Raw genomic sequence first — 24,918 nt, forward strand, 5'->3', positions numbered from 1 at the left:
GTGCCAAGCGGTTAATCGTAATGGCGTCTATGTACCTCAGCAAATGTACACAGAGTGCGGGAATACCTGGTGACGTTACTCAACCTCCAGGTACATCACAGGAAGTACAACCAGCGAGCACGTCGCATAAGCCGAAGAAGCCAGCGGGATGGATAAGGGATGCCGGTATTCAGAAGCCATAAGGCAATGCTGCTAGCAGGAGTGCTGTGCACTTCAGCGCTGCCACCTGCATTTGGCGAGTCGATAGGTTTCACTCTCAAGGGAACAGTTTGGGAGCGAGCAGCTCTGAGCGCTCCGTGCAAGATTGAGCCTGAACTACTCTTCTCGCTGGCATTGAAAGAGTCGCACGGCGCGGTAGCGAAAGGCCTAATATCCCCACAGCCCTACGCTCTAAGAAACGGTCCTAGTGGTCCTGCTTACCCTAAAACCCAAGGTGAAGCAGAGGCTCTACTCATCAGATACCTACAGGAAGATAAGCTGACTGATATAGGTATCATGCAGATAAACTGCAGGTGGAACTGCGGCCGCGTGAAAAATGCTAGTGCTCTGCTCAATCCCGTGGAAAATATAAAGGTAGGCGCAGCCATACTCTGTGAGTCAATATCCGCAAACCCTGCGGATATGCAGCTTGCCATCGGCGGTTATCACACGATGAACCCCACCCGCGAGTTCGATGCGCGCCTGTACGCTCAAGATGTAATTGCCATCTGGCGATCTATTCAAATGCTGAAGAAATAAGGACAACTAAGCATGAAGTTTACGATCAACCGAACCCTGGTCCAAATGGCGGTCAGATGGCTAATCCAGGATGAAGCTGCATTCAAGCTGGTGCTGATGCAGCAGCGCTATCGTCAGGATGATATTGTCTGGCTCACAAATGTTGTAGCGAGCCCTCCCAAGCTACAAGCCCTGGATGCGCTGCCGGTGTCGATCAACCGAATCGAGTATGAAACTCTGAGCGTGGGGAATACGCACCTCGACGACAAGCAGTTTTTCAATCTCGGCCTTCGTCTGACCATGTTTACTGAACTCTTCAACTTCGCGCGCCACAATAGCTTCAACACTCTCAACGCCATTGGCTTGGACGATACAGCGTTTCGCCTGATGGAGACCTCTTCCTTCGAAGAGCGGCTGATGCTGATCCGTTCTGGTGGGTTCACCATCAGCATCCGGTCACCAGTCCGAAAGCTTCGGCTTAATCCAAATTCGACTCGAGACCAGATCCACGACACGACCCTGGTGCTTCTCGGGGACCTTCGGTTTTTCCTGAAAAAGAACCCTGATGGGAGCGGCCGCATGCAAGACTTCGGGCCCACCATTCCAACCGAATCCATCGCGCGCGAGCTGTTGCTAGCTCGCATCCAGCCGAAACTCGTCGCGCTGGCTACTGGGATGTCCCCTGAAGAGGCCGGAAAACTCAAGCGGAACATCACCCGCGGAGTACCCGGGGCGCAGTCACAGAGTGGGCGAATTCAAATCCCAGAAACGACACTCGCTGAGTACCCGATGCACAGCTTGCTGTACCTCACCATCTACAGGCTGCTTGCCCACGATCCCTTGCGGAGAACTAACGTCCGCGCCCTGATGGCTGCCCATCGGGAGTACGAGCAAATCTGCGATGCCTTGAATGTGCCAAAGGGCGACACCATCACCCCAACGAACGCATTTCAATTGAGCAATGCGATTAAGTCTGGCGAGATCCTGATGCAGGAATGCTCCAGCTGCAGTGAGATCAACGCTCGATTTGTCCTCAAGCCAGCAAAGTGCATATGGTGCGGACATTGACAAAGGCACGCCCGACCAAGGAAAGGTCTTTCTAGCCCTAGTTTACGAGCTGGGGCCAGTGCGTCCCACATGCAGTCCCTCCCTTGCTGTCTGGCTTCGACGAATGAAACGATAGTGATGACCTAAGTTGGCAACCGCCCTAGCCTGTCTCAGCCCTGGTGTTGATTGATTTGGGATTCAGTGAGCCACATGCGATCATGACATCAAAGCGATATCAGGAGACCGCCTCATGACCCAGTCCACCGTGCTCTGCCACTGCTGCGGACGCCACATGGTGCCGCAGGTAGTCAGGAGCCGAGGCATTTATGTCGGTTGGGAATGGGGTGGTCGCATCGGCGCTGGCCACCCGATCGACTCAGTTTGCCCGTTCTGCCTTTCGTCCAACTGGGATGGTGTAAAGCGCCCTGTGCATAGGAGCCCTGGCCAGAAGCTACTTCTCGTTCTGATTCTTTACATTGCCGGCCAGGTGATGAACAACGTAGTTTCTGCGATCTATTCACTTGCGGGAAAATCAGCGATTTACATTGAATATAAAGGAATGATTAGCGCTGCAATAGTATTCCTCCTCTTCCTTGCTTATCGCAAATATCGATTCGAGAAACAAAGCATTTGATCTGAATATGAAAAGGGGCCGTATGGCCCCTTTTTTAATCGATCTTCGGTGGGCGCTCCTTCGCAGAAACAGCTTTCACTGTTTCGAGTGCGGTTGTCACTGGAGTAGATACCTGCCTAAGAGCGGTGAATGTGGAGTCAATCGGAGGTGTGAGATAGTTCCTTGTCGTTTGTACAACAGGATTATCATGTGAAACCCCCAGCGTCTCTGCCACTTTCTCAACCATGGTGCCGTTTAACTCCATAGGGTTCTTCACATAGTCTTTAGCAGATTCCATGTACTCGCTTTTCGGGTCTGTATTGGTAATTCCAACCGCCTTATCGATCAACTGAGTCACCCCCATTCCAACTGCGTCGAGTCCATTGGTGGCGAAACTCTCAGCGGTATCATGCACCGGTGTGGTGGACGCCACGTCGATCTTGTTCTCTGGTACCGGATTGTCAGCCTGCAGCGCGTTCATCCTCTCGTTCGACATGTCCCTCTCTTCATTGACTCTGTCGATCGCACCGTCGCGCGCTTCCTGGACGCCCAGGGGGCCACTCTCTTTCATGTCAATGAAGCCAGAGCGGGTCATGTCCTGGTTACTACGGAAAGCCTCGGCTGCGCCCGCCGTGACCTGATTGAACCTGCCCTGTAAATTGCCAGTATCGATCGTCGCTTGGGAGAGGCCTGAGCTCTCGTTGCCGCTGACTGCGCCCATGGAGAAGTCGAACGGCGACATCTTTGAGCTCACCAAGTCACCAAGCCTTCCGTCCTGGTTCAACGCGCGTATTGCAGCCATGGCAACACGTTCTTCCCTATCGGTCGAGAGCCCGCGGATAGAAGCGCTCGCCATCGCTGTATTAAAGGCCGCACGCCCTCCTTCGGTTTGGCCGGCAATCTCAGCAAGGGCCTGGGCAGATTCCGCACGAGACTCTCCACGAAGCAGCGAAGTCACTGCTGCCTGCTTGAGGTTCAAGGACTGACTCGCAGCGTAAACATTCTCCATTTTCGAAGCCCGGGAGTAGGTTTCCTGCGCTTGACGCGCCTGCCCAATGGACAGACTGAGGGTTTCACCAGTCGATTGGCTTACGCTCGCCTGGGAAGAGCGACTGAACGAGTCTGCAGCGTTGAAGGCGGTTTGGTCGTTCGAGCTTGCCTGCACCGCTGAAGTGAGTTGGGTAAAGGCCTGTTGGGCTTGCTGCTGCTGAGTGGATGACAGTTTCTGGAACTGTTCGGAATCCTCAAGACGTGCGCCTGCCAAGCCCAAAGGTGCTGCAGCGCCAGCACTGGCAGCGAAGACTCCTTGAGCGATCTTGTTCTCATTGAACCCCAGGCTTTTCAGCTGGCTTGCAGCGTTCGTGAACTGGGAGTTCTGCGAAAGATTCAGGCTCGACGCCACCTGGTGGCCCAGCGATGCGAGGTTCTGCTGACCCGTGGTTGTCTGTGCAGACTGCTGAATCGCGCTTTGAAGAGATCGCTGCATGTTCTCGGTAGCGGTAACCGAGGCGCTCTTCGAGCTCTGAACGTAGGCGGAAGCCGCTTGCTGCCCACTGATCGTTTCGGCCAATTGTGTCGCGCCGGTAACGCTTACGCCCTTGCCAACCTGGTCGGCTGTGTAGACTGCCTCCGTCGCCATAACTGGAGAAGGCCGCTGAGTCCGAGGGGTCATATCCTCGCTGTTGAACTTAGTGTCAGAGGTCGCGCCCGACATGATCGCAGTCATGCCAAAGGCTCCAGCTCCTACGATCGATGCTGCGATTGCGGGAGTGTAAGCCGCGAGGTAACCACCCAGGCCAAGGGCTGAGCCTATGGCTTGGTCGATGTCCAAGAGTTGCATCTGAGCGAAGCCCGTGGAGATCGGGTCGTACCCGTTGAATATCGCTTCCATTTTGGCGCCGGCATACCAAAGCGTGAACGCGTTAACCACCGACAGCAGAGGCATGCAGAGCGAAGTCGACAGCGGCAATGCGCAGAACTTCGCCAGGGTCATTGCCCCCCTCGAACCCATCATCAGAAGCAACGCCATGAACGGCGCAACCGCATAGACCAATCCCTCGAGGAAGCCAAGCATGGGTTTGATATAGAACTTGAAGCTATCCCCCTTCCCTGCCCACTGGATCTCCTGTTGGCTGAGCGACTGCTGAAGTGCCATCGCTGCACGCCGCTCTTGCCAATGGTTCAGTGCGTCAACACGGCCCTGATTGAAATACCGCTGAATCAACGAAGCAGCAACATACTCTGACGCTTTTTTATTAGACAAAGCAAAGGACTGGAGGGAATTATCGATCTCACCTTGCATTTGGGTGAAGTTGACAAGCTTCCCAGAATGAACATCATCACTAAAGCCTTTCTGCATGATATCTTCAAAGACAGAAGGAAGCACATCTTGAAGTGCAGCAGTAAGCAAACGTCCGGCTTCAGCGCAAGTTTTCAAAGAAGGATTCGGGGAGTCGTAGAAATATACCGATTGCGCCTCAGAAGTATTTGATAGAAGCGATGCGACATCTCCGGCGCGCTGTAGTTGATCCACAGATGCTTTATTGCGGAGGAAGACTGGATTAAAGTTGCAATAGGTCATGTACTCTTGGAACGATCGGCCCAAGTCCCACCCCGCGCCTTTCTTGTAGTTCTGGAACTGGTCAAGTGCAACCGGATTCCTTAGCACATCTCGCACGCGTGCAAGTGTCGTCAGACTCGAAAAAAGACCGTAACGTGTCATTCCAGGGGTTGAGTTTGCTTGTTCAGCCAGCTCAGAGATTCTGTAACCAACAGTCGAAAAAACCGATCCAACAAATGCAGGCCCAAGCGGAACATTATCAACAACACGAACCTGGTCAGTCGTAGTGTCTTGCACAATAACAGTCGCAGTGGGCCCATAAAAACACATGTAACCAATTAGCATGATGCCAACTGCGTGGAAAGGAATCGGCTGGTTTTTGAAGCCTGCCTGGAAACCGATAACCAAAACCCCCATCAAAGCGCCAATACGCGCCATATCATCTATTGAACCGCTGCCGGCAAGCATGGCGCATGAATTGAGCATTATCTGGAGAAACTCGGAGCTCCCCGCAGTGTATATTGTAAAATCCATGCTTCCCCCTTATGAGCCACTGCTCTGATTGCTCGACCCTTGATACAAGTGTCCACCATCGTCGGGCGGGCTCATCTCCATCATGCTGGATGCATCAGCGTCGGCGTCTTTATCTTTAAGACTCACCTGGATGTACTGGTCGTACTGGCTTCTGATGTCAGCCCTGGCGGATCGCAGACTTTCAAGGTTCTGCTTTGCGTTGGGCATATCTGAACTCGTAACTCCTGCTTCCGCAACGCCAAGTAGCATTACAATCAGGTTATAACTAGACTGAACTGCAATCGTAGTCGCGTACTTATTCAAATAATCGTAACCAGCTTGCGCCCCGCTCTTCTGAACGATTCTGACGAGGTTTACACCGATACGGCTCGAACCAAGGTATCCGATACGCGCATCATCTCCCGGCGACAGCACGCCATTCGCAATATGCTCGAGAACTTGATTATTTTGTAGGTCTGCAACAATCCGTGTGGAGAGACCGGTAAAGGTAGACATGTTTGCAATATTTGGGCTCGTGCATCCGCTATCGTTCGAATCGCAACGGTAGACCTGATAACCTGCGTCCTTAGTTCCCTCTACGAAGATCTTTAAGCCATCGCTGCCGATGAGCGTAGGGAGAGGGTTGACTGTGAAGTTCTTCCCTCCCCTCTCGTCTGGTGCTGGTGTAATTATGAAAGACCCCACCATCGACATAATGAACTCGGCATTCTCGTCACTTCCAAACAGAATCTGAGAAGCTAAGCTTGTCTTCTGCATGGCACACCACAGAACATTGCCAACGTCCTTGCAATTAGTTGCCTTCCCGGAAGATACCAGTCTGTTGGCAGGTGAATCATCTGCGGTAGATTTTGCACTGAAGAAGTCTGTAGCCACATTATTACCGAAGGCACTGATCGCCGATGATAAGTCTGAAGACTCTTCATAAGCCTTTTTTGCATCAGTAATTAGACCGCTGGCAATTTGACAGCTATTCGAGAACATCTGATTTAGGGATTGGATCTTATTCGCCAGGTTCCGAATGACACCTGCAGTTTGAGCATCCATTGCATCAATAGCGAGATCAAATGCAAAGCCAGATACGATCCCAGTCGCGTTTGCAGCGATGTTACGCATCAGAGCCACGAACTCCTCGCCATTAATAAATGAAAAAGAACCGGAGTACAAATTAATACCGCCACATCCAGCTTTAGCGCTGGGAGGAGTAATGCTGATCAGGTTTGACGTTGAGATTCGATTCCTCAGTACTACCGACCCGCCCGTAACAACGCCCCTCGATGCGGTTTGATAAGCACCAGGCTTGGTTGTATTGATCATTCCGTTAAACATTTGATCAACCTGCTCTTGAATTGAGCACTGACCAATTATCGGGAACATGGAAATCGCCACCGAAACAGCGAGCCGCTTTAGATTCATCACTCACCCCCAACACTTTTAATAAATGCTTTGCGCGCTTCTTCCCGCACGCGCCTTGAAAACTCTGATGGATTGTTTACTACATCCGGAGGAAGGCCCGACAAAGAAGCCGAATCGATGAGGCCGACAGTATTTACCCGTGAAGTTGCAGCCAATTCCTCACCAGTAATTAGCCCGGAATCCTTAGCTGCAACTAAGATCCTGCTTATTGCCGTGTCCATAGACACGGTACTGAACGCTACAATTTTTACATCATGGGGTGGGATTGCGATGGCTAGGGCTGGAGCGGTAATCACACCAAGTTTTTTGGCAAGCCCGTTATCATATTTCGTTTTTGGATATTTGCCGTTAGGCAGCGGGTTGCCATCCATAGAAATCGGAAGGACGGAGAACCCATATTTAAACTCTAGTGCCGAAATTGCGGCTATTGCCTGATCACATAGGACGCAACTCGATCCGTTGTAGAAAAACACAAGAGATGATCTCTTTGCAATTTCGCGCATCAGTAGATCGCGTTGCTTTCCAGACTCGGTGGATATGGCGTCAGCTGCCGCGTTTGAAGCTGGATAACGCATGTCCTCATCGAGGAACGGATCATTACGAATAGTTTCAACGGAATTGCGCGAGAACCTCTCCGCTTTATCTAGCATTAACCTCTGAGCAAAGTAATACGCGCTCATGTTTTCTCGAGTGGGATTGTCAATCGCCTTGTCCCGTAATTTTGGGAGCATCACGCGCAACCACGCGACGGTACCAGGGGCTGGATCAGCAGCCGGCGCTGGTTCAGCAGTTTTCGGAGACTCCGGCGCTTTGGGTGGATCAGGCTTCTCAGGTTCCACCGGCGGAACAGTCTCTTCTGGCGGATCCTCATACCAGAACCACCCACGCTCCTTGTCCTGGTAGAACGAACTCCCAGCCAGGGGATCAGCAGGCGCGGCCGCGGGCACGTCTGCCGCTATCGCTCCAGTAGCGAAGACGGCGAGAACAGCGGCAGAGAAAGAGTGAGAAAGCATGGCAAACCGCCTTGGCGCAGCAATCGATGCTCAAATTCTGCGTGGCGGAGTGAAGCGCAAAGGGCGTTTTCAGGCAGAAAAACGTACGGAAAAAAGTAAATCAGGAGGGAAGGCCTGAGGCCTACCGCACGTGGCGGTAGACCTCTTGCCCGGGGAAACCGGCCGGGCCCTGCCAAAGCAGGACGTCGTTCCAATCAACCCCTTTGGCGCCATGCGGTATGTCTAGTGTCGGCTCCAGAATTCTGGCCCTAACTCCCAAACTCCACAGGCGCTTTTTGAGCGCGACTCCAGCATTCACGCCGGCGCTTTTGCGGTCCTTGTCGATCCAGATTCGAACCTCCTCAGTTCCCGCCGGCGGCACGAACATCTCCATCAGATATGTGTTCACCAGTGGCCATACCGGCAACCCCGTTGCGGTCTCGATTGCCAACGCTGTTTCCAACCCTTCGCAGACATCAATCACGCTGCCAGGCGAAGCTGTCGGAATCGCGCTGCCAGGCAGTGCTCTATCGCTTGGAATTGCAAACATCTTCTTCGGATCCGCGATCGGGGCTTTCTCACCCTTTGAGGTCAGAAAGTGCCTCTGGACTGTCACGGCCTGCTTTGCCGGGGACATCAGTACACCGATGATCCCAGGGAAGGTCGTTTTCTCCCCATCAGGGCCTTTGTGGGTCAGCCTTGGGTGGAACCGCACGAAGCGGCTCAACTCAGGCCGGTCCCAGACAAGGATTCCGCGAGATCGAAGGTAGAGACGAGCAGGTTCGGCATCCGGGTGGGTCAGTGCGACACTCTCTTGCACCATCGTTCGAAGAGTGGCGATTACCCATTCATCCGATAGGCCCTTACTGGCAGCCTTCGGTACAGCACGCTGGGGTATCACCCGCTGAACGTCACCGGCGGTCCGACCATGCTTGTCCTTCACTCCCATGAGGCTTCCGACTTCCTGCAGCGCCTCGTGGAAACTCCAGCTGTTTACCCACATCACCAACGCCAAGCCGTCCGGCTTGATTCCACAGGTACGGCATACGCCGCCACTGGTTGTGTCGCTGGTTTTTCGGAAGATCTTGAACCCATCTCTACCACCGTGAACCGGGCAAGGATAGTTTCGGCCAGGCTTGCCGTTGGCATCTGCCAACCCTGGTGCCAGTTGCTCGAAGACGAATTTCCACCGTCCTTCTGCAGCTTCCAGCACGTCTAACTTCTCGGGGGCGTATACGCCCATCTGATTTGCAGACATGAGTAACTCCAAGGAAATGAAAAGCGCCCCGTAGGGCGCTTCGTGGTGGATCAGTCGATACGGTCGATTTGCCAGGAATTCCTGTGCGTGTTCTTCCATTCGACTTCGTCGTTTTCTTTTCGAATCGGCACAGTGACCGGCGTCTTCTCAAGGAAGGTGAGCCGGATTCTGTCCCCCTTCTGGATATTGGTTCGATTGATCTCCATCGCCAGCTCCGCACCCCAAACGAGGTGATTGCCAATGCGCAGATAGAACGACCGACCATTGCGTTTATTGAAGCGATACCAGTGCGAGCCTGAACCGTTGTAGATACCTTCAACAAACTCCCCCTCCATGCCCTGCCGGAAGGAAAGCTCGATGTCTTCTTCAGCAGCACAGGAGTTCGAAGCTTCGGCATCGACTGCATCCAGTCCCCGGTGGTCATTTTGCTCAAGGAGTTCCCCTTCGACCGAAACAACTGCAGCCTGCATTGCCGGCTGTAGCCGATCCTGCGGGCGATACAGGCGATTGAGGATGACGGGCTCGAGAGCCAAGACATCATCATTCAGCTGCAGCGCCACATCGTCACGACAGTACCGATGCGAATGGACGCACATCCCCTTGTAACTTCTGAGGTAGGCCGGCTCATCAAAATCAACACGGACAGTATTCATCAGCACTCCTCCCCTTGGCGCAGGTAGGTGGGCATGTGGAAGTTGTCGTAGTCGATGTGGTCGCACCAGACTGCAGTAGCCGTTCCAACGCGTGTAGCTTGCTGGGACGTCGTTCTCGCGCGGCGTTTCAGAGCCCCTCGGATTAGCGCCATGAGCGACGGAGCGTGCATCAAAGCAGCAGCGAGCACGATGCAAAGTGCAAAGGGCACAACTGCCTTTACGAACGCCGGGGCATACAGCGCGCCCAGGAAGGACAGCAGAAAGCCATAACCAACCAGCACTTTCGCCTTCAGGGTTTCATTGGATTTGATCATTTCAGTTCTCCGTTTTTCCGACGGAGAACCCCCTAACGGAGGTGTGCCCCGTCAGGGTTTTTGAAACGAAAAAAGGGAGGCCTAGGCCTCCCTTTTTTGATGACGCTCTGCAGGTTGCAGAGCAGCTTTTTAAGCTGATTGGCTCAGCTGGGCACAGCCCCAAGTGCATACACAGCTTGGGAAACCCACAACTGCACAGCAGCTATGAAGGTTGGCGGAGCCCTAAGGCAATTTTTGATCGGGACAACCCGATGGATGCGGTGATTTTCTCTACCGGTACAGCGGTCGTCAACACCTCCAGGGAGAACTTCTATTTCCGGCGTAAATCAAGCAGAAAAAAGCCATTCCAGTCTTCCTGCCGCTGTTGCAATGCGATGGCCACCAACACTGGAGATCTTGAACATGACCACCCAATCTGCAACTGCACCGAAGAAATACCAATACTCCACAGCGCGGCTGAAGGGGCATCTCGTACTCAACACTGAACAGGCTAAAGCCTTCAGCGGCAATCGTTTCGATAACGTGATGACCGCCCTCTTCGTTATCGATGTCGTCGCCCGGAAACTGGCGCAGAAGCTCAAGAGCTTCGATTACCAGGCGGTGGCTTCCGCAGTAAGCACCAAGCTCGCCGACACGGAAAAAGCAATCAGCGACGACACCGCGCGTATCAGCGCCCTGCTGGGCGCGCTCGCCCAATGCCTTCCGGAATACGACCATCCCCAGGAGCGTGCCTACGAGATCACCAGCCCCGAAATCGCTCGGTTCGGCGCCCTGCTGAAGGCTTACGACCACCTGATCATGCTGGTCGACGCAGGTTGGTTGGGAGGAGTGATTGAAAGCGGTGAAGCTGACGCATTCCGCCAAGAGAAGCATAAGCAGATCAACAAACTCGTCCGCTTTCTGGTTGGGACCGGTCAGGCCGCAAGAACCAAGGCTTACGCCAGCAAGTCTTTGGAGATGAAGGCCGATCTTGAGCAGGCAGACGCTCAAGAGCAGACCGAAAAGGAAGAGCGCAAAGCAAGCGGCTTCGTGGAACCGGAATCCAATGACCTTGATGCCGTCGAGCAGATCGAGGCGCGCGAGACTGCGATTGGCTGAGTGGCTTGCTGACGCCCCTCACAGGGCGTCAGCTCCTCTACGGAGAAGCATCGATGTTGTCGACGCGCGAAAAAGCAACTGCAAACGATCGATTCGAACATTCCAGGTGGCTCAGCGTACTTCAAGACCCGCCGGAGGCCTCCACGGATAAAGGTAAGTTTTGGAGTTTCTCAGTGGTTGCCCTGGTCGTCATTGCGGCCACTGCTGGGATCGCACTTGGCATTCCTCTTGGGGCGTACTGCTGGCTGCACTTTTCCTTCTAGCCTCTTTCCTCTTGAGCAGCTCGACGTGGCGTTTAGCTGCCCAATACCCCCCTTTGACCCGACACCTTTCAAGCGCCTTCGTGATCGAGGAAACATGCCCGGCGGTGAATACCGGTGCGCGAAAGGCTTGGATCTTCCGTACAACAGACCAGATGCTGAAAACGCCCTCCGGCATCCCATAGACAAATTTCGCCTGCCCCGCCATCACGACGAAACTCCGAATTTGCTGAGAGTGGATTCCGGTTACCCGGTGAAGCGCTTTGACGTGGGCATAGTTCTGCAGTAGCGGGTTCCTGACTTTGTACTTCCTCCGGCCTACCCGTTGCAGCCAGGTGTCAGGTGCATTGGGGTCCGTGACTATGCGCCCGCGAAAGCACTTCGTCTCAATGACAAACAGGCCATACCGGCTCACCACGATGTGATCGATCTGCGTGGTCTCATCATCCGTCTGCCCGCGATAAAGTGCGTTGCTGAAAACACGGTACTCCCCACTCAAGCACACCTTCAGCATGAAGTTCACCTTGTATTCCCCCCACCAGCCACGGTATGCAGGCCGGGCCAATAGAAGCGTGTGCGCAACGGCGCCGACCAGTAGCATGAGTGCTACTGGCGGCGCGTATATCCAAAGGAAATCTGCCATAGAGATGCCCCTCCGGGCCTCCTGTTAGAGGTTGGAGCAGCAGTCTGTCCAACGCCAAATGAGGTACATGGAGTCATTTCCAGTACCTGGTACGTGGCGCGAAGGGCCACCATCCCAAAGCTGTGGTGGCGTACCGATCCACATTGCCTTCTGGTTCTGCGACTTCGGGTAGAACTGAGTGAGCTTGTACTGACTCTTCGGTAAGGTCGGGTAGATGCTCGCGTTACACAGGTTGTCGTCACCCATTGTCCTACGCGCCAGTCCCCTGCGATGTTGCTGAGCAAGCATCCGTGCCGCCAAAAGCGCGGAAGACCGGTTCACGTCTTGCGCCGGCGTAACGCCGGTAAGGGGATATACGCCGCCCCACGTTCCGGTGCACCACCACATGCTTTCCAGCGGCTCCTTTCCTGCAGCAACCATTGCTGAGTCAGCGGCACATGCCGCGATCGCAAGCGGATTCGCCACTGCAGCCGCCTCAGGGTTCTGAAAGAAAGCGAGAGTCGGAGATGTCCAGGTTGGATCGATCTCTGTGAAGGAAATGATGTCGAGATCCAGGTAGCCATCTGGGTTGCATTTCGTTGGCGTGTACAGATCGAGTATCTGCAGCAGCGGGAAAGCGTAGTAATGGGTGTGATAGAACGACCCCGCAGCCTGGCCGGTCTGTGTGAGGTTGTCCTGCCTCAATCGTCCGTACGTGCGGGAGTTCCCCATCGGGAGTGTGATCCCACCCAGAGTGGGCGAACACCCAGCCTTGCGCACGTTCTCGACGATTCTCGCCGGCTGCCACATGGAGGTTACGACGCCGGGCGTATAGATCCCGGAGCTGCCTTTCTGGCAGACGCAAAGCACTTGCTTCGACGCTCCTTCAGGCGCTACTCCAGGCGTTATTTGGGCACCCGATACCCGAATTGGAAACAGGCAGGCCCAGCAAATGTCGGTGAAGAGTTTTGGGCCCAACAGCCCAGAGTCCTCACACATCACCTCGCTTGCCCGAGCGCCGACACAGACCAGCAATGCCAGCGCTAAACCAACGAAAATCCCACTAGCGAATCGCATCGATTGCCCCCTGCGCATCGGATTGAGATATCTCCCGTACAACGAACTTCTTGTCCTCGGCCGTAACGACTGAAGGCACAGCCGTCACCTGATACCGCGCGGCTAGATCCTGCTGGAGGAGATACAAGGGAGCTGCAATCGAGTCCTGAACATCGTTGAACAGCTCCCAACCAGATGGGCCAACGTCCGACGTTGAACCGGGAATGTGGCTGGCGATCACGATGACCTGAAGCCCATCCTTCGTAGCAACCTCGCGGCGAGCAAGGTCCACCTGCCAGGAGGAGGTTGGGTCGATAACCACCAACTTGATACCGAAAGGCATCACCTCCAGTGGGTTCATCCGGCCAGCTTTGATTACTACTCGGCCGTCTGGGCCCAGGATGTCTTGCGGGATGATCACAGAGGGGTCAACGGGCCTGATGCTGCTGTGTTCAACGGTTGGCAATACAAAGCCCGGCTGCTTGTCCCAAAAGCGAGCAATCGCGCGCTGCTTCATCGCGCCGACGTCCAACTGCTCGATACGCGACTTCGCCACGGCCATGAGATCAGGCTCAATGATCTCGGTGGTAGAGCCGAAGGAGCCAAGATTTCCGCGCTTACCTTGGGCAACCCTTTGAGAAAGCAACGAGGTCGACGAGCTGCCAGTAGCAAAGGCAACCTGATGCTGCTCGCCATCCTCACGCCCAATTGATGGCACCGCGAAAACACCGTGGCGCTGGAAGGCGAGTGGATCGAGGAGGATTGGAGTTGTGGAACGGGTGACTTTGGTTAGGCGCTGCATTCTCGCCACTGCCGTCGCCATCGGCACATCCTCCGGGATGCCCCTAAAGACCACTCCAACCCCGGGGACTCCGTCGTAGGCCACCAAGATATCTTCGATGGCACGGGCGCCCATGGACCAGGAGACAAATATCAAAGTCTTTTCCCCATCTCCAAGGGGGTGCGGCGGCGGATGAGAGCCGTTGTCGGCTGCCCCGTCTCGCTCTCCCGTACTCGCTCGCACCTCCTCTCCGGCACGCTTGACCCACTCGTAGTCGTGCGGGGATGCATCGGCCGTTATCGCTCTGCTGTTGTCCACAATCGTCTTCGCCTGCTCAAGCAGAGTCGGATCAAGGTCACTAAGCGCGGGCCTGCTTGGAAGGGTGTCTACAGCCAAAGCGGCGGTGGAGAGAGCAGCGCTGGCAGCCAGAACCACAAAACGCCTCACCATAGTGGATACGCCCTCCCCCACAGCTGCGAGCGCGCAACAGACCCCCAGTAGCGCGAGTCAAAGGAGTCCTGCGTTCTGCCCATGAACCAGTATCGCTCGATCTCTATACGGCCATGACGCACATACCGTGCAATATCAAGGTTCCGCTCGGTGGCAACGGCCAAACCATTGCCGACTACCTCTCCGTTAATGGCTGTCGTTGCCTCAGTCACTGAAACGTCATCGCCAGGCAGACCAACCATTACTTTCACGATGTTGGTGCCATCGGGGAAAATTGGCTGCAGCCCCTTGGCTTTGAACGCAAAGGTCCCCCCACGTACCGGGGTGGTGTCTGCCTTGTCGATGACCCAGACCCGGTACGGTGGGAGGCACAGGGCCTCCTGAGTGGCAATCGCAATGCTGTAGCGGCTCGCGAGGAGGACAATTCCACCTGCCAGTAGCGAGGCAAGCGTTACCCCCTTCAGCAAAAAGCGAGAATCCAGCGGTCGGCGTCGCCGAGCCGAATTCACGGCCTCGACAGTACGCCGCACCTTGGCATCGATGCTGAACGGATTCCGCATCACGCAGCCTCCGAAGCAATGATTCCCACGTCGATGCCACGGTCGCGCAGTACTTGGAGGATCGCCTGATCCTGAGGCATACCCGCCTGGGTGTAATTCCTGATCGCTTGCACGTCCTCCGGTGCAGTGGAGTACAGCAACATCGAATAGGGGTCGACGGTGAGGCGTGCAATGCCGGCGCCACGCGGCGTGAGCATGAAGATTTCGGAGTAATGGCCCTTGTAGGAGCGAACTGTCTTGAGGATGCGATAACCACCGTCGCCCAGAGGCAGGCGCTTCTTCTCTTTGATCGAGTCGATGGCCTCAGCCTTCTGGCCCAGGAGAAGGGTAAACGCCGAGTTCTCCGCGATAGCTTGGCCGACCTTGTTCTGATAGAGGTCGTTGACGCCCTGAGTGATGACAATCGCGCCGCCACCGTACTTACGGAAGCGACGGTAGCCGTGTTCGATGAACTCACCGACGTTGCCCTGCGCCAGCAGCGACCACGCCTCGTCGATGATCACGATTTTTGGCCGGTCACGTTCGCCGAGGTACATGTCCTGTTGGATCTGGTAGATGAGCTGCAGTAGCACTACCTGCTGAAGGTGGACGCGCCCTTTGAGCTCCTCCAGTTCCAGCACAGTGAAGGGGTTCTGGAAATTGAGGTTGTTGCGACCGTTGAAGTACTTGCCGTACTGGCCGCGGGAGGTGAATGCATAGAGCTGGCTGCCGATGTCCTTGATCCGCTGGTCTTCATCGCTCAGCAAGGACTGCTCGATGTGATCGACCAGCAAAGCCTTGCCATGTTTATCCCAGCAGTTCGTCAGGTGGCGCTTCAACCCAGCAGTTTGGAAGTCCTTCAGCGGCTCCGTCGGCGCCGCCATCGCAGAAATCAGCCCAACCAGGACGTCTTCCTCGTCGCTGAAATCTTCTACCAGTTCGAATGGGTTCAGGCAGATCTGGGAGCCCTTATCGAAGCACGCGAAATCACCCTTGTATGCCTCGGCGAGCTTCTCGTAGGAGCGACCTACGTCAATGCACCAGACCTTGGCGCCCATGCTCAGGTAGGAGGTGATGAGGTAGTTGGTAAGGAACGATTTACCTGACCCCGACTGGGCAGCAATGGTGCCGTTGTAGTTGGTGTCCGAATCGTAGAGATGGAAGCTGATTGGCTGCCCGTTTCGGGAAACAAACGGGGCCACAGGGGTACCGGTTCCGCGCCAATCGCCGTAGATCGGCAGAATCGGTAGAGCCTGCGCCAGGCTCATAGTTCTGTAGCGGAACATGTCCTGGATTGCTCCGGTGTCCGCGCACATCGGCAACGCATTGATGAAAATTGGCAGGACGATGAATTTGTCCTCGAGGAGCGTGAAACCTTGGGTCGAGAAGTGGCTCTTCGCGCTCGCCGCAGCCTGGATCAAGTCCTCTTTACTCTTTCCGAAGACAACGAGGGTGGTGTTTAACTGAATGTTCGGCAGCCCCTTGTCCAGGTCCTCGAAAAGGGTGTCATACCCCTGTTTTTTCTTTCGGAGCGCCGGCACGAAATGGGGCATCGGGCCGACCGCCTGCTTGATCGACCATTGGCGTCCACGGTTGAGCTTGTCCTTGGTGGAAAGCTGCGGGGGAAAATAGATCGTGCTGGTGAAGATGCAATTGCCGCGGATTCCTCCCCGCTGGGAGAGAATGTCCGAAAGGTACTGTGAAGCATCCCCTTGCCACATCGAATCCGGATATGCCTTGGGCGAGAGGGTTTTAACGAAGCAGTCATCACCGATTTTGAGGTGATCCTTTTTCGGCTCGACACTGCGGTCGAAGTCCAGTAGCTGCTCGTTCAGGGGCTTGTCGAGATCAGCATGCAGTTCGGGGTTGTTTCGCCACGAGGCGTTCGGCCCCTTGTTCAGGATTGACTGGAAAATCTCGACATACGCGTCATTGGTCAAAGCGACAGGGGCTAGGTTGCAGCTGTCCAGGGAAGTATTGAGACCATCAGCCAGTTCCTTGGCCATGTTGGCCTCAGTAGCGGACGGTAGTGCATCCTTGATCGGCATCGTTACAGAGATCACCAGGTCCTGCTGGCGAACCTTCACGCCGGAGATACTGTCGACAGGCAGTAGCGTGCGATCGGACAGATACTGCCCTCGAGCCTGAGTGACCTTCTGCAGGAGAGCCTGTGTTTCCGGCGGTAAGTCGGACACGCCTCGCTCCACAAACGCTTTGCGTAGGTTAAGGAATCCCGCTTTCAGATGGTTGATGTTCTCGGTACAGATCAGGCTGAAGCTAATTGCAGTACCTTCCGGCCAGTCGACAGTAAGACCTGCCTTCAGGCGCGCTGCCTCGTCGCCGCTGGAGCCGGCCAGAGGCGAACAACGGAACGCAAAACCCAAACGGTTCCCTTCCAGTTGAAACAGCTGCATTTCGGGATCGTAAGCAAGGCCGTTGATCAGTTTGGAAAGGCGCGGAAGAGGTGCCAGAAGCGATGAGAGAAGCGACATAAGGCCCCCTTAGTTCGAGCGGTTGCTGAGGATCCACGAGCGCAACCCTTCGGAAGGCTTACCTTCGTGGGTGAACCCGTCATCGCGGATCAAGAAGGGGACGTTGCGAGCGCCCAGGAACTGTGCCGTGAGGCGACGCTTGTCGATAACCTCCAGAGAACACGCACCCTCCGGTTTTTGAGCCAGTGGAGTGTCCAGATCCCCGGTCACGCCAGCCTTCCAGGCAGCGACTTTGTCCTCGGCGCAAAGCAGTTCTTTAGTCCGCGACGCACTGCGCTCAGTCAGCAGCGGAAGCTCCAGCACGTCGAGGCGGTACCCTTCCGGTAACTCCTTACGTGCCTCTTCCATAATCTGCTTGCAGTAGCCGCAGGCGGGATCGGAGAACATCGTCACCGCCTTTTCCCCATTACCGATCGTCATCGGGGCCAGGTCGGCAAATCCTGTTTTCACCCTGTCGACCGGCACGTACTGAGCAGCGTACCGAGCGTCGTCAAGGTTCTTGATTTCCTTGTTTTGCCAGACGTCGAAAACTGTGCCCTGGATGAGGAATCGACCGGTATCACTGATGATGGCGAATTTGCCATTCTTCTCGATGCCGATCATCGCGCTTGCAGGGAGGATGACGATGTCCTTGGAAGGGGTATTGCCAGGAACTCCGGCCAGCGCGCCGGAAGTGACGAATGCGCCCAGGAGGGCTAAGAAACTCGATATTGGTTGCGATGGCATGTGCCGTTCTCCTATAGGGGATTGGCACAGCGTAGGGATTGCAGAAAAGCGAAGGCCCCGCTTTTCCGCCGCTTTTGCGACGGAAAAAAACGGGGCCTTGAGCGGTGGCCGAAGCGCTGTTAGAGCGCCACAGGCAGATGCTGCAGAGCGCTGTTCAGGCCATTCATCACCGGCACAGTGGCGGTCATGATCGATTCGATCACATCGGGCGCAGCGTACAGACCTACGCCACCGCCGACGCCAGTTACGAAGGGCATCAGGGATTGGCGCAGAACGCCGGCACCGATGCCGGTCAGAATCATCAGGCCGATAAGGATACGGCCCAGGGTACCTTGCATCCAGTCGGTCAGGGTTACCCAGACCGAGTCGAAGGTATCGCCGCCAGTACCGGCGACAGCAACCCCTGCGACGATCATCAGCGCGGCGGTGAGAACGACCGGGTTGACCATCGCCTTCGCGACTTTACCCGGCTTGAATTGAATGTTTTGGACTTGCATCGTGACTCTCCTGGAAATGCGCAGGGCCTGCGCTCGGAGGAGAGTTTTCCGCCTTGCAACAATCGTTAGTGGCGCTTTCCGACGCGGTTTTTACTCAAAATAGAAAAAGGCCGCAAAGCGGCCTTTTCTAGGGTTACTTGTTCGCCACCGGTGGCGACTCAGCTCCCGAGTCATCGATACCGATGAGGGTTATCACCGGCTCCCCATCCGGGTAGCGCCACATGGGGATCGAGATGTTGTTGGAGTTCAGTGCCTGCTTTTCTCCATTGATGTACCAGTTGTTTTTCGACACCCGGCCATCCGGATCAGTGCAGGTTGCCTTGGCCAACCAAGAGGTACGCCCATTAGTGACTTCGAGCGAGCAGCTCGGCGCCTGGTTGGCGACCACTGGAATTTGGACCTCCCCACTTGCCTCATGCCCCATCTCCGTAGTGATGTTCATCGTTACCGTGTGAGGGCCAGGGGTGGCCAAAGTCGCGCGACCGTAGTCTCCCGTGCTGTCGAGCGCTTTCCCATCCAGGGTATAGGCCTTGGTCAGAATCCTGTCCTTGGGATGACCTCCGCTGATCGATGGTCGCACCAGCACTCCAAGGGGAGCGCGGCCGAACTTGTTATCGCCGGACCACGACAGCAGCACGTTCCAGTCAGGCGGCGGAAGAAACTCCATTTCGGTGGACACGGTACTCAGGTTGCCTCGTGCATCGGTGACTGTGTATCCGAACTGGTAGGTTCCTGGCTCGGTCACTCTGACAATCCGGCTCTTCTGGTCGGAGTCCTTGACCACGCTCATCCCCTCATACGGGGGGACATCCCAATCAATCTTTAACCCTTCGAACTGCTGGAAAGTGCCACGGTTCCTTGCGGTCATCGTGAGGTCCGCAGGCGCGTAGATCGCGCTCGTTTTGCTCTGGATGTACCAGTCGGGCCAAACGTACTTCCAGAACTGCAGCAGCTTCTGGGTAAGGCCGCTGCCGCCACGGTCTTCGTAGCCGTTGATCCACCCCTGGAAGCCGATGTAGGTCTTCTCATCCGACATATCAGCGGATGTGGGGGTGTACTCAGCCTGCAAGCTGTGGACTTGCTCTCCGTTTGGCATGATGAAGTAACCATCCATTGTCACGTCCATGTTGGGGTATGGCAGCATCATGTTGGCCTTCCATGTCCCCTTGGTGTCGACCTCCGGATGGCCTGGCCCGATCAGTTGCACCCGAGGCGGGCGAATCTGGCGGAACGCGACTCCTACAGTGACCTTCTTGTAAACGCTGGGATGGTCAGGGGAATCGTTGTACTTCAGCCGCCCGTACAGCGTGACACGGACTGCTTCATCTCGAGTCAGGCGGTAGACGCCATCGCCTGTGCTGCTGGGCACCCACGTCTTACCCCGGTCCAATGACCAGTCCACGGTCATATCAGAGGTGTCGAGCGGCTGCCCCTGCAGATCGACCAGCTTGAAGATGGCGGTGTCGCCGATAAACACGTTTTGCGGCCCCTTCAGCCGTGCCTGCGGGACCACAAATGCAGTGATATCGATCACCGGCGTAGTCGATTTAGCTCCCGAGTTTCTGTTGGTGAGTTGCGCACGCAGGAGATAGTGCCCACGCGGGAAGGTGTAACTCAGGTGCTGGGGGAGCTTCGGATCCGAGCTAACGACGTCCCAAGTCACACCCTCATCCTTGCTCAACTCCCACACAACTTCACCAAGATCACGACTTTGGGTGCGGTCGGTAGTGACTGCGTAGAAGCTGTTTTTCAGCGGGGCCGGCCCGAGGATACGCAGCGCTTGGATCTTTCCATCGAGCGCCTCCCCGTTGAGGACGGTGAGCATCAGCGGTGCACTTCCTTGCCGTGTAAGCGAGTACTCCGGCACCGGCGAGTGAACTCGCGCCTCCGCGATGATCCGAACCGCTTTATTCGTCAGGCCGGTGAGATCAACTTTGAAGGTGGCATTGCCCTCGGCATCTATCGGCTGCCAATCCGCTAGCTGCTGATAATTCACGCCCGACGTGGTCGACAGAAGGCGAATGTCCCAATCACCCATCGTCGAAAGGCTATAGGGGTCGCTCATTGCCACCGTATCGCGAATGCCAGCCTTGATGGCTAGACCGTCGGTGTCGAGGACCTGGCGCTCATCATTAAGGATGACAGGCTTGATGGAGTCCTTAGGAACCGCGAGCAGCTGCACGGTTTTCTTCGTATGGGCCTCTGGAAGAGCGCGATAAGCCACGTCGACAACAAACGGCGTCTGCGACCACAGCGGAGCGGTCTGGCCGGAGATGTACCGTGTGAAGCGTTGCGCCTGACCGTAGCTTAAGGAGACAGAGTTTTCGAGTTGGGCGCCGTCGAGAGTCGCCTGATAGGTCAGGTCTGCGGCTATGGCACTGATAGACATTGCCCCCACCGAGCCGCCGGCCTGCGAAACCCAGTACATCCCCTCCTTCACAAAGTTCGTGGTCGGCAACGAAACATCGATTGCAGGCGGTGGAACCACGTTGAAATCCTGCCCGCCGTTGCCGCCATCAATCTGCGCACCACTGGGCGTGAACAAAGTGACATTCCATCCGATCGACTGCAGCCCAGGGACGTTCATTGAGCCGTTTAACTTGGCATCGGTTGTCGAGCTTGGTTGGACCATCCCCTCAGGAAGCTGGATCCACTGGATCAAGCAGCTTACGTTCGTCTGCCATTGCTGCGCTGACTTCTTGGCCATGTCTGCGCTAACCGTCGGCGTGCAGGTTGCTTGGCTGGCGGTTGACTTAAGCGAGAGCGAAAGTGACTGGACCTTCTGGTACACATCGCTCACTTGGGGGCTCAGTGCAAATCCGAGCTGGCCGGCCAAAGGCTTGACGATCAAATCGTGCTTGATGTCGACCATTTTCTGCGGCTGGCCACTCTGGTCGAAGACAAATGCCGTGGCCTGAACCAGCTGCTTTCCAGCGGCCATGCCAGCGGCAACCATTGCGAGGTTTGTGCTCGAGCTAGTGTCCTTCCATTCATCTGGCGTCCCAGTCCAGGACAGGAAGCAGGTGGGCGTGTCCAGGGCGTTCCGGGACTTGGCCATCTGGGCATTCGTCAGCAGAGCGCATGCGCCATTCGACTGTTCAACGCGAATGGCTGTCCGCCCTGTGCCTTGATAGATCGACCAATTATCTGCAGCGAGCGCACCTTCAAACGCCCAGATACTCACAGGTACCGAATAGACCGGCCCAGTACGGTCCGCGCGGCTCAGGTACACGTTGGATGTGCCGGCTACCCCGATATTCAATGCCCCCATTGGGGATTGCAGGTCTGTTGCAGTGAGCACCTTGGGAACCAAGCGCATGCCGATTCCTGGGGCCAATTGCCGGTGCTGCAACGTCACGCCAACTGATGATGAAGGAGTGACGATCGCAACCAGGTCGTTGCCCAACGACTCAAGCACCTCTGGCTGGCTGACTTGGAATGCCTGCTGACCGTTGGTATGCACGAGTTGGGCGGCTACCGCCGGAATGCGAGGAACAGCCTTTGTGGTCACGACTTCTCGCCCGTCAAAGAATTCCCAGGCCGGCTTGAAGGTCAGCTTGATGTCCTTCTCGACAAACAGGCCGTCCTGATCCGTCGCTCTCAGCCGAACAGTCGCGGGCTGATCGTCATCAGTGCGGTAGGTCAGCGTATTCCCGGAAATACTGACTTCTCCATTGCTCGGCTGCTGAACCACTTGCAGCGAAGTCGCCCCCCACAGGTTGGGATCGACAACGGCGAGCTCCGCGCTTCCGCCGATGCCGGCGTACATTTCCAGCGTGTGGGGGAGGATATCGGTAGGTGCATAGTTGAACTTGTTCACGACGACGCGCACCTGTCCGTCCACCCACAGGCCGCCAGAATCTGTTGCGCGAATCGTGAGGGCGTCATCACCGAAGTACTGACTAGACGGGGTGTAAACGAGTGCCCCGGCGACCAGCTTGATCGAACCGTGAACGGGCTGGCCAATTATCTGGAAGGTGAAGGTGTCGCCGTTCCCCAGATCGGGATCCACGACCCACGGAATAACCGAGGAACTGGTTTTCCCCTCGTCGGTGACGATAGTCGCGCCAGTCGCCTGGGGAGCATCGTTGACGGGCACGACGGTAATCGTAACTGTCCCGACGTTCGACTTGGCCCCGTGGGAGTCAGTCGCCTGGTATTGGAGCGTTGTTTTTCCATTCCAATCCAGACTGGGTGTGAAGGTCAGCTTGTTGCCACTGATCGATGCTGCTCCGTGCTCTATCTCAGGAGCAGTCACGATGCTGAAGGTATGACTGTCACCCTCGAAATCAAGATCGACGTCATGGACTGGAAGAGTTGCTTCAACCGCAGTGTCTTCATTGGTGGTGAATTGCAGGTCATCCACGGAGGGCGTGTCATTTACCGGCGTGACAGTGATCGTCACGGTCGCGATGTTGGACTTCGCCCCGTGCGAATCGGTCGCCTGGTACTTCAGAGTCGTGGTGCCGTTCCAATTCGCCGTTGGCACAAACGTCAGCTGGTTCCCGCTGATGGTCGCTTTCCCGGCCGAAGCAGGGGGAGCCGCCGTAACGATGAAGGTGTGCGAGTCCCCTTCGAACGCCAGATCGACGTCGTGCACAGGCAATGTCACAGCACCTGTCGTGTCCTCAGCAGTCGTCAGTTGCAGGTCGTCCACCGAAGGCGTGTCGTTCACCGGAGTGACGGTGATCGTCAGGGTGGCGACGTTGGACTTCGCTCCATGCGAGTCGGTGGCTTGGTATCTCAGCGTCGTAGTGCCGTTCCAGTTTGGCGCAGGTACGAACGTCAACCGGTTACCACTGATGGTGGCTATTCCCGCTGCTGCTGGAGGAGCTGCCGTGATGGCGAAGGTGTGGGAGTCCCCCTCGAACGCAAGATCGACATCGTGTACGGGCAACGTGACAGCGCCAGCAGTGTCCTCGGCAGTCGTCAGTTGCAGGTCGTCCACCGAAGGCGTGTCGTTCACCGGAGTGACAGTGATCGTCAGGGTGGCGATGTTGGATTTCGCTCCACGCGAGTCGGTAGCTTGGTACTTCAGCGTCGTGGTGCCATTCCAGTTTGTTGCCGGCACAAAGGTCAACTTATTCCCACTGATGCTCGCCGTTCCGGCTGCGGCCGGGGGTAATGCCGTGATCGCGAACGTGTGGGAATCGCCTTCGAACGACAGATCGACGTCATGGACAGGAAGCGTCACTGCGAGGGCGGTGTCCTCTGCTGTTGTTGCCTGCAGGTCGTCCACAGAGGGTGGATCGTTCACTGCTGTGACGGTAATGGACACAGTTGCCGGTGATGACCAAGCACCGGCGCTATCCTGCGCGCGGTATGTGACCAATGTCGTGCCGTTCCAGTTGGCGACCGGGATGAAGGTCATGGTCGAGCCGGATATCGTGGCGGTCCCATAGGGCGAGTTGGCAACAATCTGGAAGACTGTCGGCGCCGGCGAGTCGATATCGGTTGCGGACAAAGTGACAGAACCAGTGGTGTCCTCCGCCATTGTGAGTGTCTTGGCCTGGGCAACGGGCGGATCATTTACCGGCGTGACGGTGATAGTGATCGTAGCGGCGGCAGACCAAGCGCCTGCTCCATCCTGGACCCGATAGGTGATGGTGGTGACCCCGTTCCAGTCCTGGTTGGGGGTGAAGCTCAACGTGTTTCCGGAGATCGAGGCGGAGCCATTTGCCGGACCACCTAGAATCTGGAAGGTATACGGGAATGGACCGTCATCACTGGCGCTTAGGGCCGCGGAAAGTGGGGTGTCCTCAGGAGTGCTGAGCGAGACATTCTGTACAGTTGGAGCTTGGTTGTAGCAGTTGTTGTAAACAGTCCAATCGGAGTAGTTCTGAGTACTGCCGTCTGAATACACATCATAGGTACGGTTCTGGTAAATACTCCCGCTAGGAGTATTCGCCGGGCATGAAAGCCATTGGGTTTCTGTTTGCGTCGAAACATAGGTTGGGCCGGACGCAACACAGCTACTACTCTTAAGCTTCCAATACTTTGAGTACGACGGATTGTTAATAGTTGTCGACTTGCACTTCGGCTTTGTTTTCAGCGACCCATCTGGATCGGTTGTACAAGAACCACCATTTACACTTTGCGAACATGTGTAAATTTGCGACCCCGTCTGCCCTGCCGGGCATGCAACAGTTTCTTCACATGCAATGTTGACTGTGCCGCCATCTGCAAATGCAATAAGCGGTGCCCCCATTACAGCAAAGAATATAGCTAAGAATCGTCTCATATTGCGCTCCAATACAAACGCGAAAAGGCAGATACCTGCCTTTTCAATTCCTTGG

General features: G+C 55.8%; 18 protein-coding genes. 4 read left to right on the forward strand and 14 right to left on the reverse strand.

Annotated features, from left to right (window positions below; all coding sequences use genetic code 11):
* The first annotated feature begins 159 nt into the window (after positions 1 to 159).
* From MJ122_RS27280 to MJ122_RS27290, 3 genes are all read left to right on the forward strand, one after another.
* On the forward strand, positions 160 to 738 hold the full coding sequence (locus MJ122_RS27280; protein ID WP_239746856.1) for a transglycosylase SLT domain-containing protein: 579 nt from the start codon (positions 160 to 162) through the stop codon (positions 736 to 738).
* Between the two features lie 12 nt (positions 739 to 750).
* Positions 751 to 1,785 carry a FlhC family transcriptional regulator gene (locus MJ122_RS27285; protein ID WP_239746857.1) on the forward strand — a complete coding sequence of 345 codons (1,035 nt, stop codon included), beginning with the start codon at positions 751 to 753 and terminating at the stop codon, positions 1,783 to 1,785.
* Positions 1,786 to 2,014: 229 nt separating this feature from the next.
* On the forward strand, positions 2,015 to 2,398 hold the full coding sequence (locus MJ122_RS27290) for a hypothetical protein (protein WP_239746858.1): 384 nt from the start codon (positions 2,015 to 2,017) through the stop codon (positions 2,396 to 2,398).
* A 34-nt stretch (positions 2,399 to 2,432) separates the two neighbouring features.
* On the opposite strand, the gene MJ122_RS27295 is transcribed toward MJ122_RS27290, so the two are convergent.
* The 6 genes from MJ122_RS27295 to MJ122_RS27320 form a co-directional block, all read right to left on the reverse strand.
* Entirely contained in the window at positions 2,433 to 5,471 is a 3,039-nt protein-coding gene (locus MJ122_RS27295) for a conjugal transfer protein TraG N-terminal domain-containing protein (protein ID WP_275590853.1), read from the reverse strand.
* A 9-nt stretch (positions 5,472 to 5,480) separates the two neighbouring features.
* Entirely contained in the window at positions 5,481 to 6,845 is a 1,365-nt protein-coding gene (locus tag MJ122_RS27300; protein ID WP_239746860.1) for a conjugal transfer protein TraH, read from the reverse strand.
* A 38-nt stretch (positions 6,846 to 6,883) separates the two neighbouring features.
* A complete protein-coding gene (traF, locus tag MJ122_RS27305) occupies positions 6,884 to 7,897 on the reverse strand; it encodes a conjugal transfer protein TraF (RefSeq protein WP_239746861.1) in 1,014 nt (337 codons plus the stop codon).
* A gap of 121 nt (positions 7,898 to 8,018) precedes the next feature.
* Positions 8,019 to 9,233 carry a toprim domain-containing protein gene (locus tag MJ122_RS27310; protein WP_239746862.1) on the reverse strand — a complete coding sequence of 405 codons (1,215 nt, stop codon included), beginning with the start codon at positions 9,231 to 9,233 and terminating at the stop codon, positions 8,019 to 8,021.
* On the reverse strand, positions 9,185 to 9,787 hold the full coding sequence (locus tag MJ122_RS27315; protein WP_239746863.1) for a DNA primase: 603 nt from the start codon (positions 9,785 to 9,787) through the stop codon (positions 9,185 to 9,187). The genes MJ122_RS27310 and MJ122_RS27315 overlap by 49 nt, the downstream gene beginning before the upstream one ends.
* Positions 9,787 to 10,101, reverse strand: coding sequence for a hypothetical protein (locus tag MJ122_RS27320; RefSeq protein ID WP_138527031.1), 315 nt, complete (start codon positions 10,099 to 10,101; stop codon positions 9,787 to 9,789). The genes MJ122_RS27315 and MJ122_RS27320 overlap by 1 nt, the downstream gene beginning before the upstream one ends.
* A 402-nt stretch (positions 10,102 to 10,503) precedes the next feature.
* On the opposite strand from MJ122_RS27320, the gene MJ122_RS27325 reads away from it, so the two are divergent.
* Positions 10,504 to 11,199: a hypothetical protein gene (locus MJ122_RS27325; protein WP_239746864.1), complete on the forward strand. Its 696-nt coding sequence runs from the start codon at positions 10,504 to 10,506 to the stop codon at positions 11,197 to 11,199.
* Positions 11,200 to 11,388: 189 nt separating this feature from the next.
* Here the strand turns inward: MJ122_RS27325 and MJ122_RS27330 are convergent, their stop codons facing one another.
* From MJ122_RS27330 to MJ122_RS27365, 8 genes are all read right to left on the reverse strand, one after another.
* Entirely contained in the window at positions 11,389 to 12,102 is a 714-nt protein-coding gene (locus MJ122_RS27330) for a nuclease-related domain-containing protein (RefSeq protein WP_275590854.1), read from the reverse strand.
* A 24-nt stretch (positions 12,103 to 12,126) separates the two neighbouring features.
* Entirely contained in the window at positions 12,127 to 13,176 is a 1,050-nt protein-coding gene (locus MJ122_RS27335; protein ID WP_345772986.1) for a TraU family protein, read from the reverse strand.
* A complete protein-coding gene (locus MJ122_RS27340) occupies positions 13,145 to 14,353 on the reverse strand; it encodes a TrbC family F-type conjugative pilus assembly protein (RefSeq protein ID WP_239746865.1) in 1,209 nt (402 codons plus the stop codon). Before MJ122_RS27340 ends, MJ122_RS27335 begins: the two co-directional genes overlap by 32 nt.
* A gap of 8 nt (positions 14,354 to 14,361) precedes the next feature.
* Complete coding sequence (locus MJ122_RS27345) at positions 14,362 to 14,928, reverse strand: S26 family signal peptidase (RefSeq protein WP_192225794.1); 567 nt, start codon at positions 14,926 to 14,928, stop codon at positions 14,362 to 14,364.
* On the reverse strand, positions 14,928 to 17,399 hold the full coding sequence (traC, locus tag MJ122_RS27350) for a type IV secretion system protein TraC (protein WP_193452212.1): 2,472 nt from the start codon (positions 17,397 to 17,399) through the stop codon (positions 14,928 to 14,930). Before traC ends, MJ122_RS27345 begins: the two co-directional genes overlap by 1 nt.
* A gap of 9 nt (positions 17,400 to 17,408) precedes the next feature.
* Entirely contained in the window at positions 17,409 to 18,125 is a 717-nt protein-coding gene (locus MJ122_RS27355; protein ID WP_239746866.1) for a DsbC family protein, read from the reverse strand.
* A gap of 119 nt (positions 18,126 to 18,244) precedes the next feature.
* Positions 18,245 to 18,574, reverse strand: a complete 330-nt coding sequence (gene traA, locus MJ122_RS27360) for a TraA family conjugative transfer protein (protein ID WP_275590857.1) — start codon at positions 18,572 to 18,574, stop codon at positions 18,245 to 18,247.
* A gap of 181 nt (positions 18,575 to 18,755) precedes the next feature.
* The gene (locus MJ122_RS27365; RefSeq protein ID WP_345772988.1) at positions 18,756 to 24,863 is read right to left on the reverse strand and encodes an Ig-like domain-containing protein; all 6,108 of its coding nucleotides are present in this window, start codon (positions 24,861 to 24,863) and stop codon (positions 18,756 to 18,758) included.
* Between the last annotated feature and the right edge of the window lie 55 nt (positions 24,864 to 24,918).

The organism is Pseudomonas sp. DP-17, from assembly GCF_022380625.1.
Lineage (GTDB): Bacteria > Pseudomonadota > Gammaproteobacteria > Pseudomonadales > Pseudomonadaceae > Pseudomonas > Pseudomonas nitroreducens_A.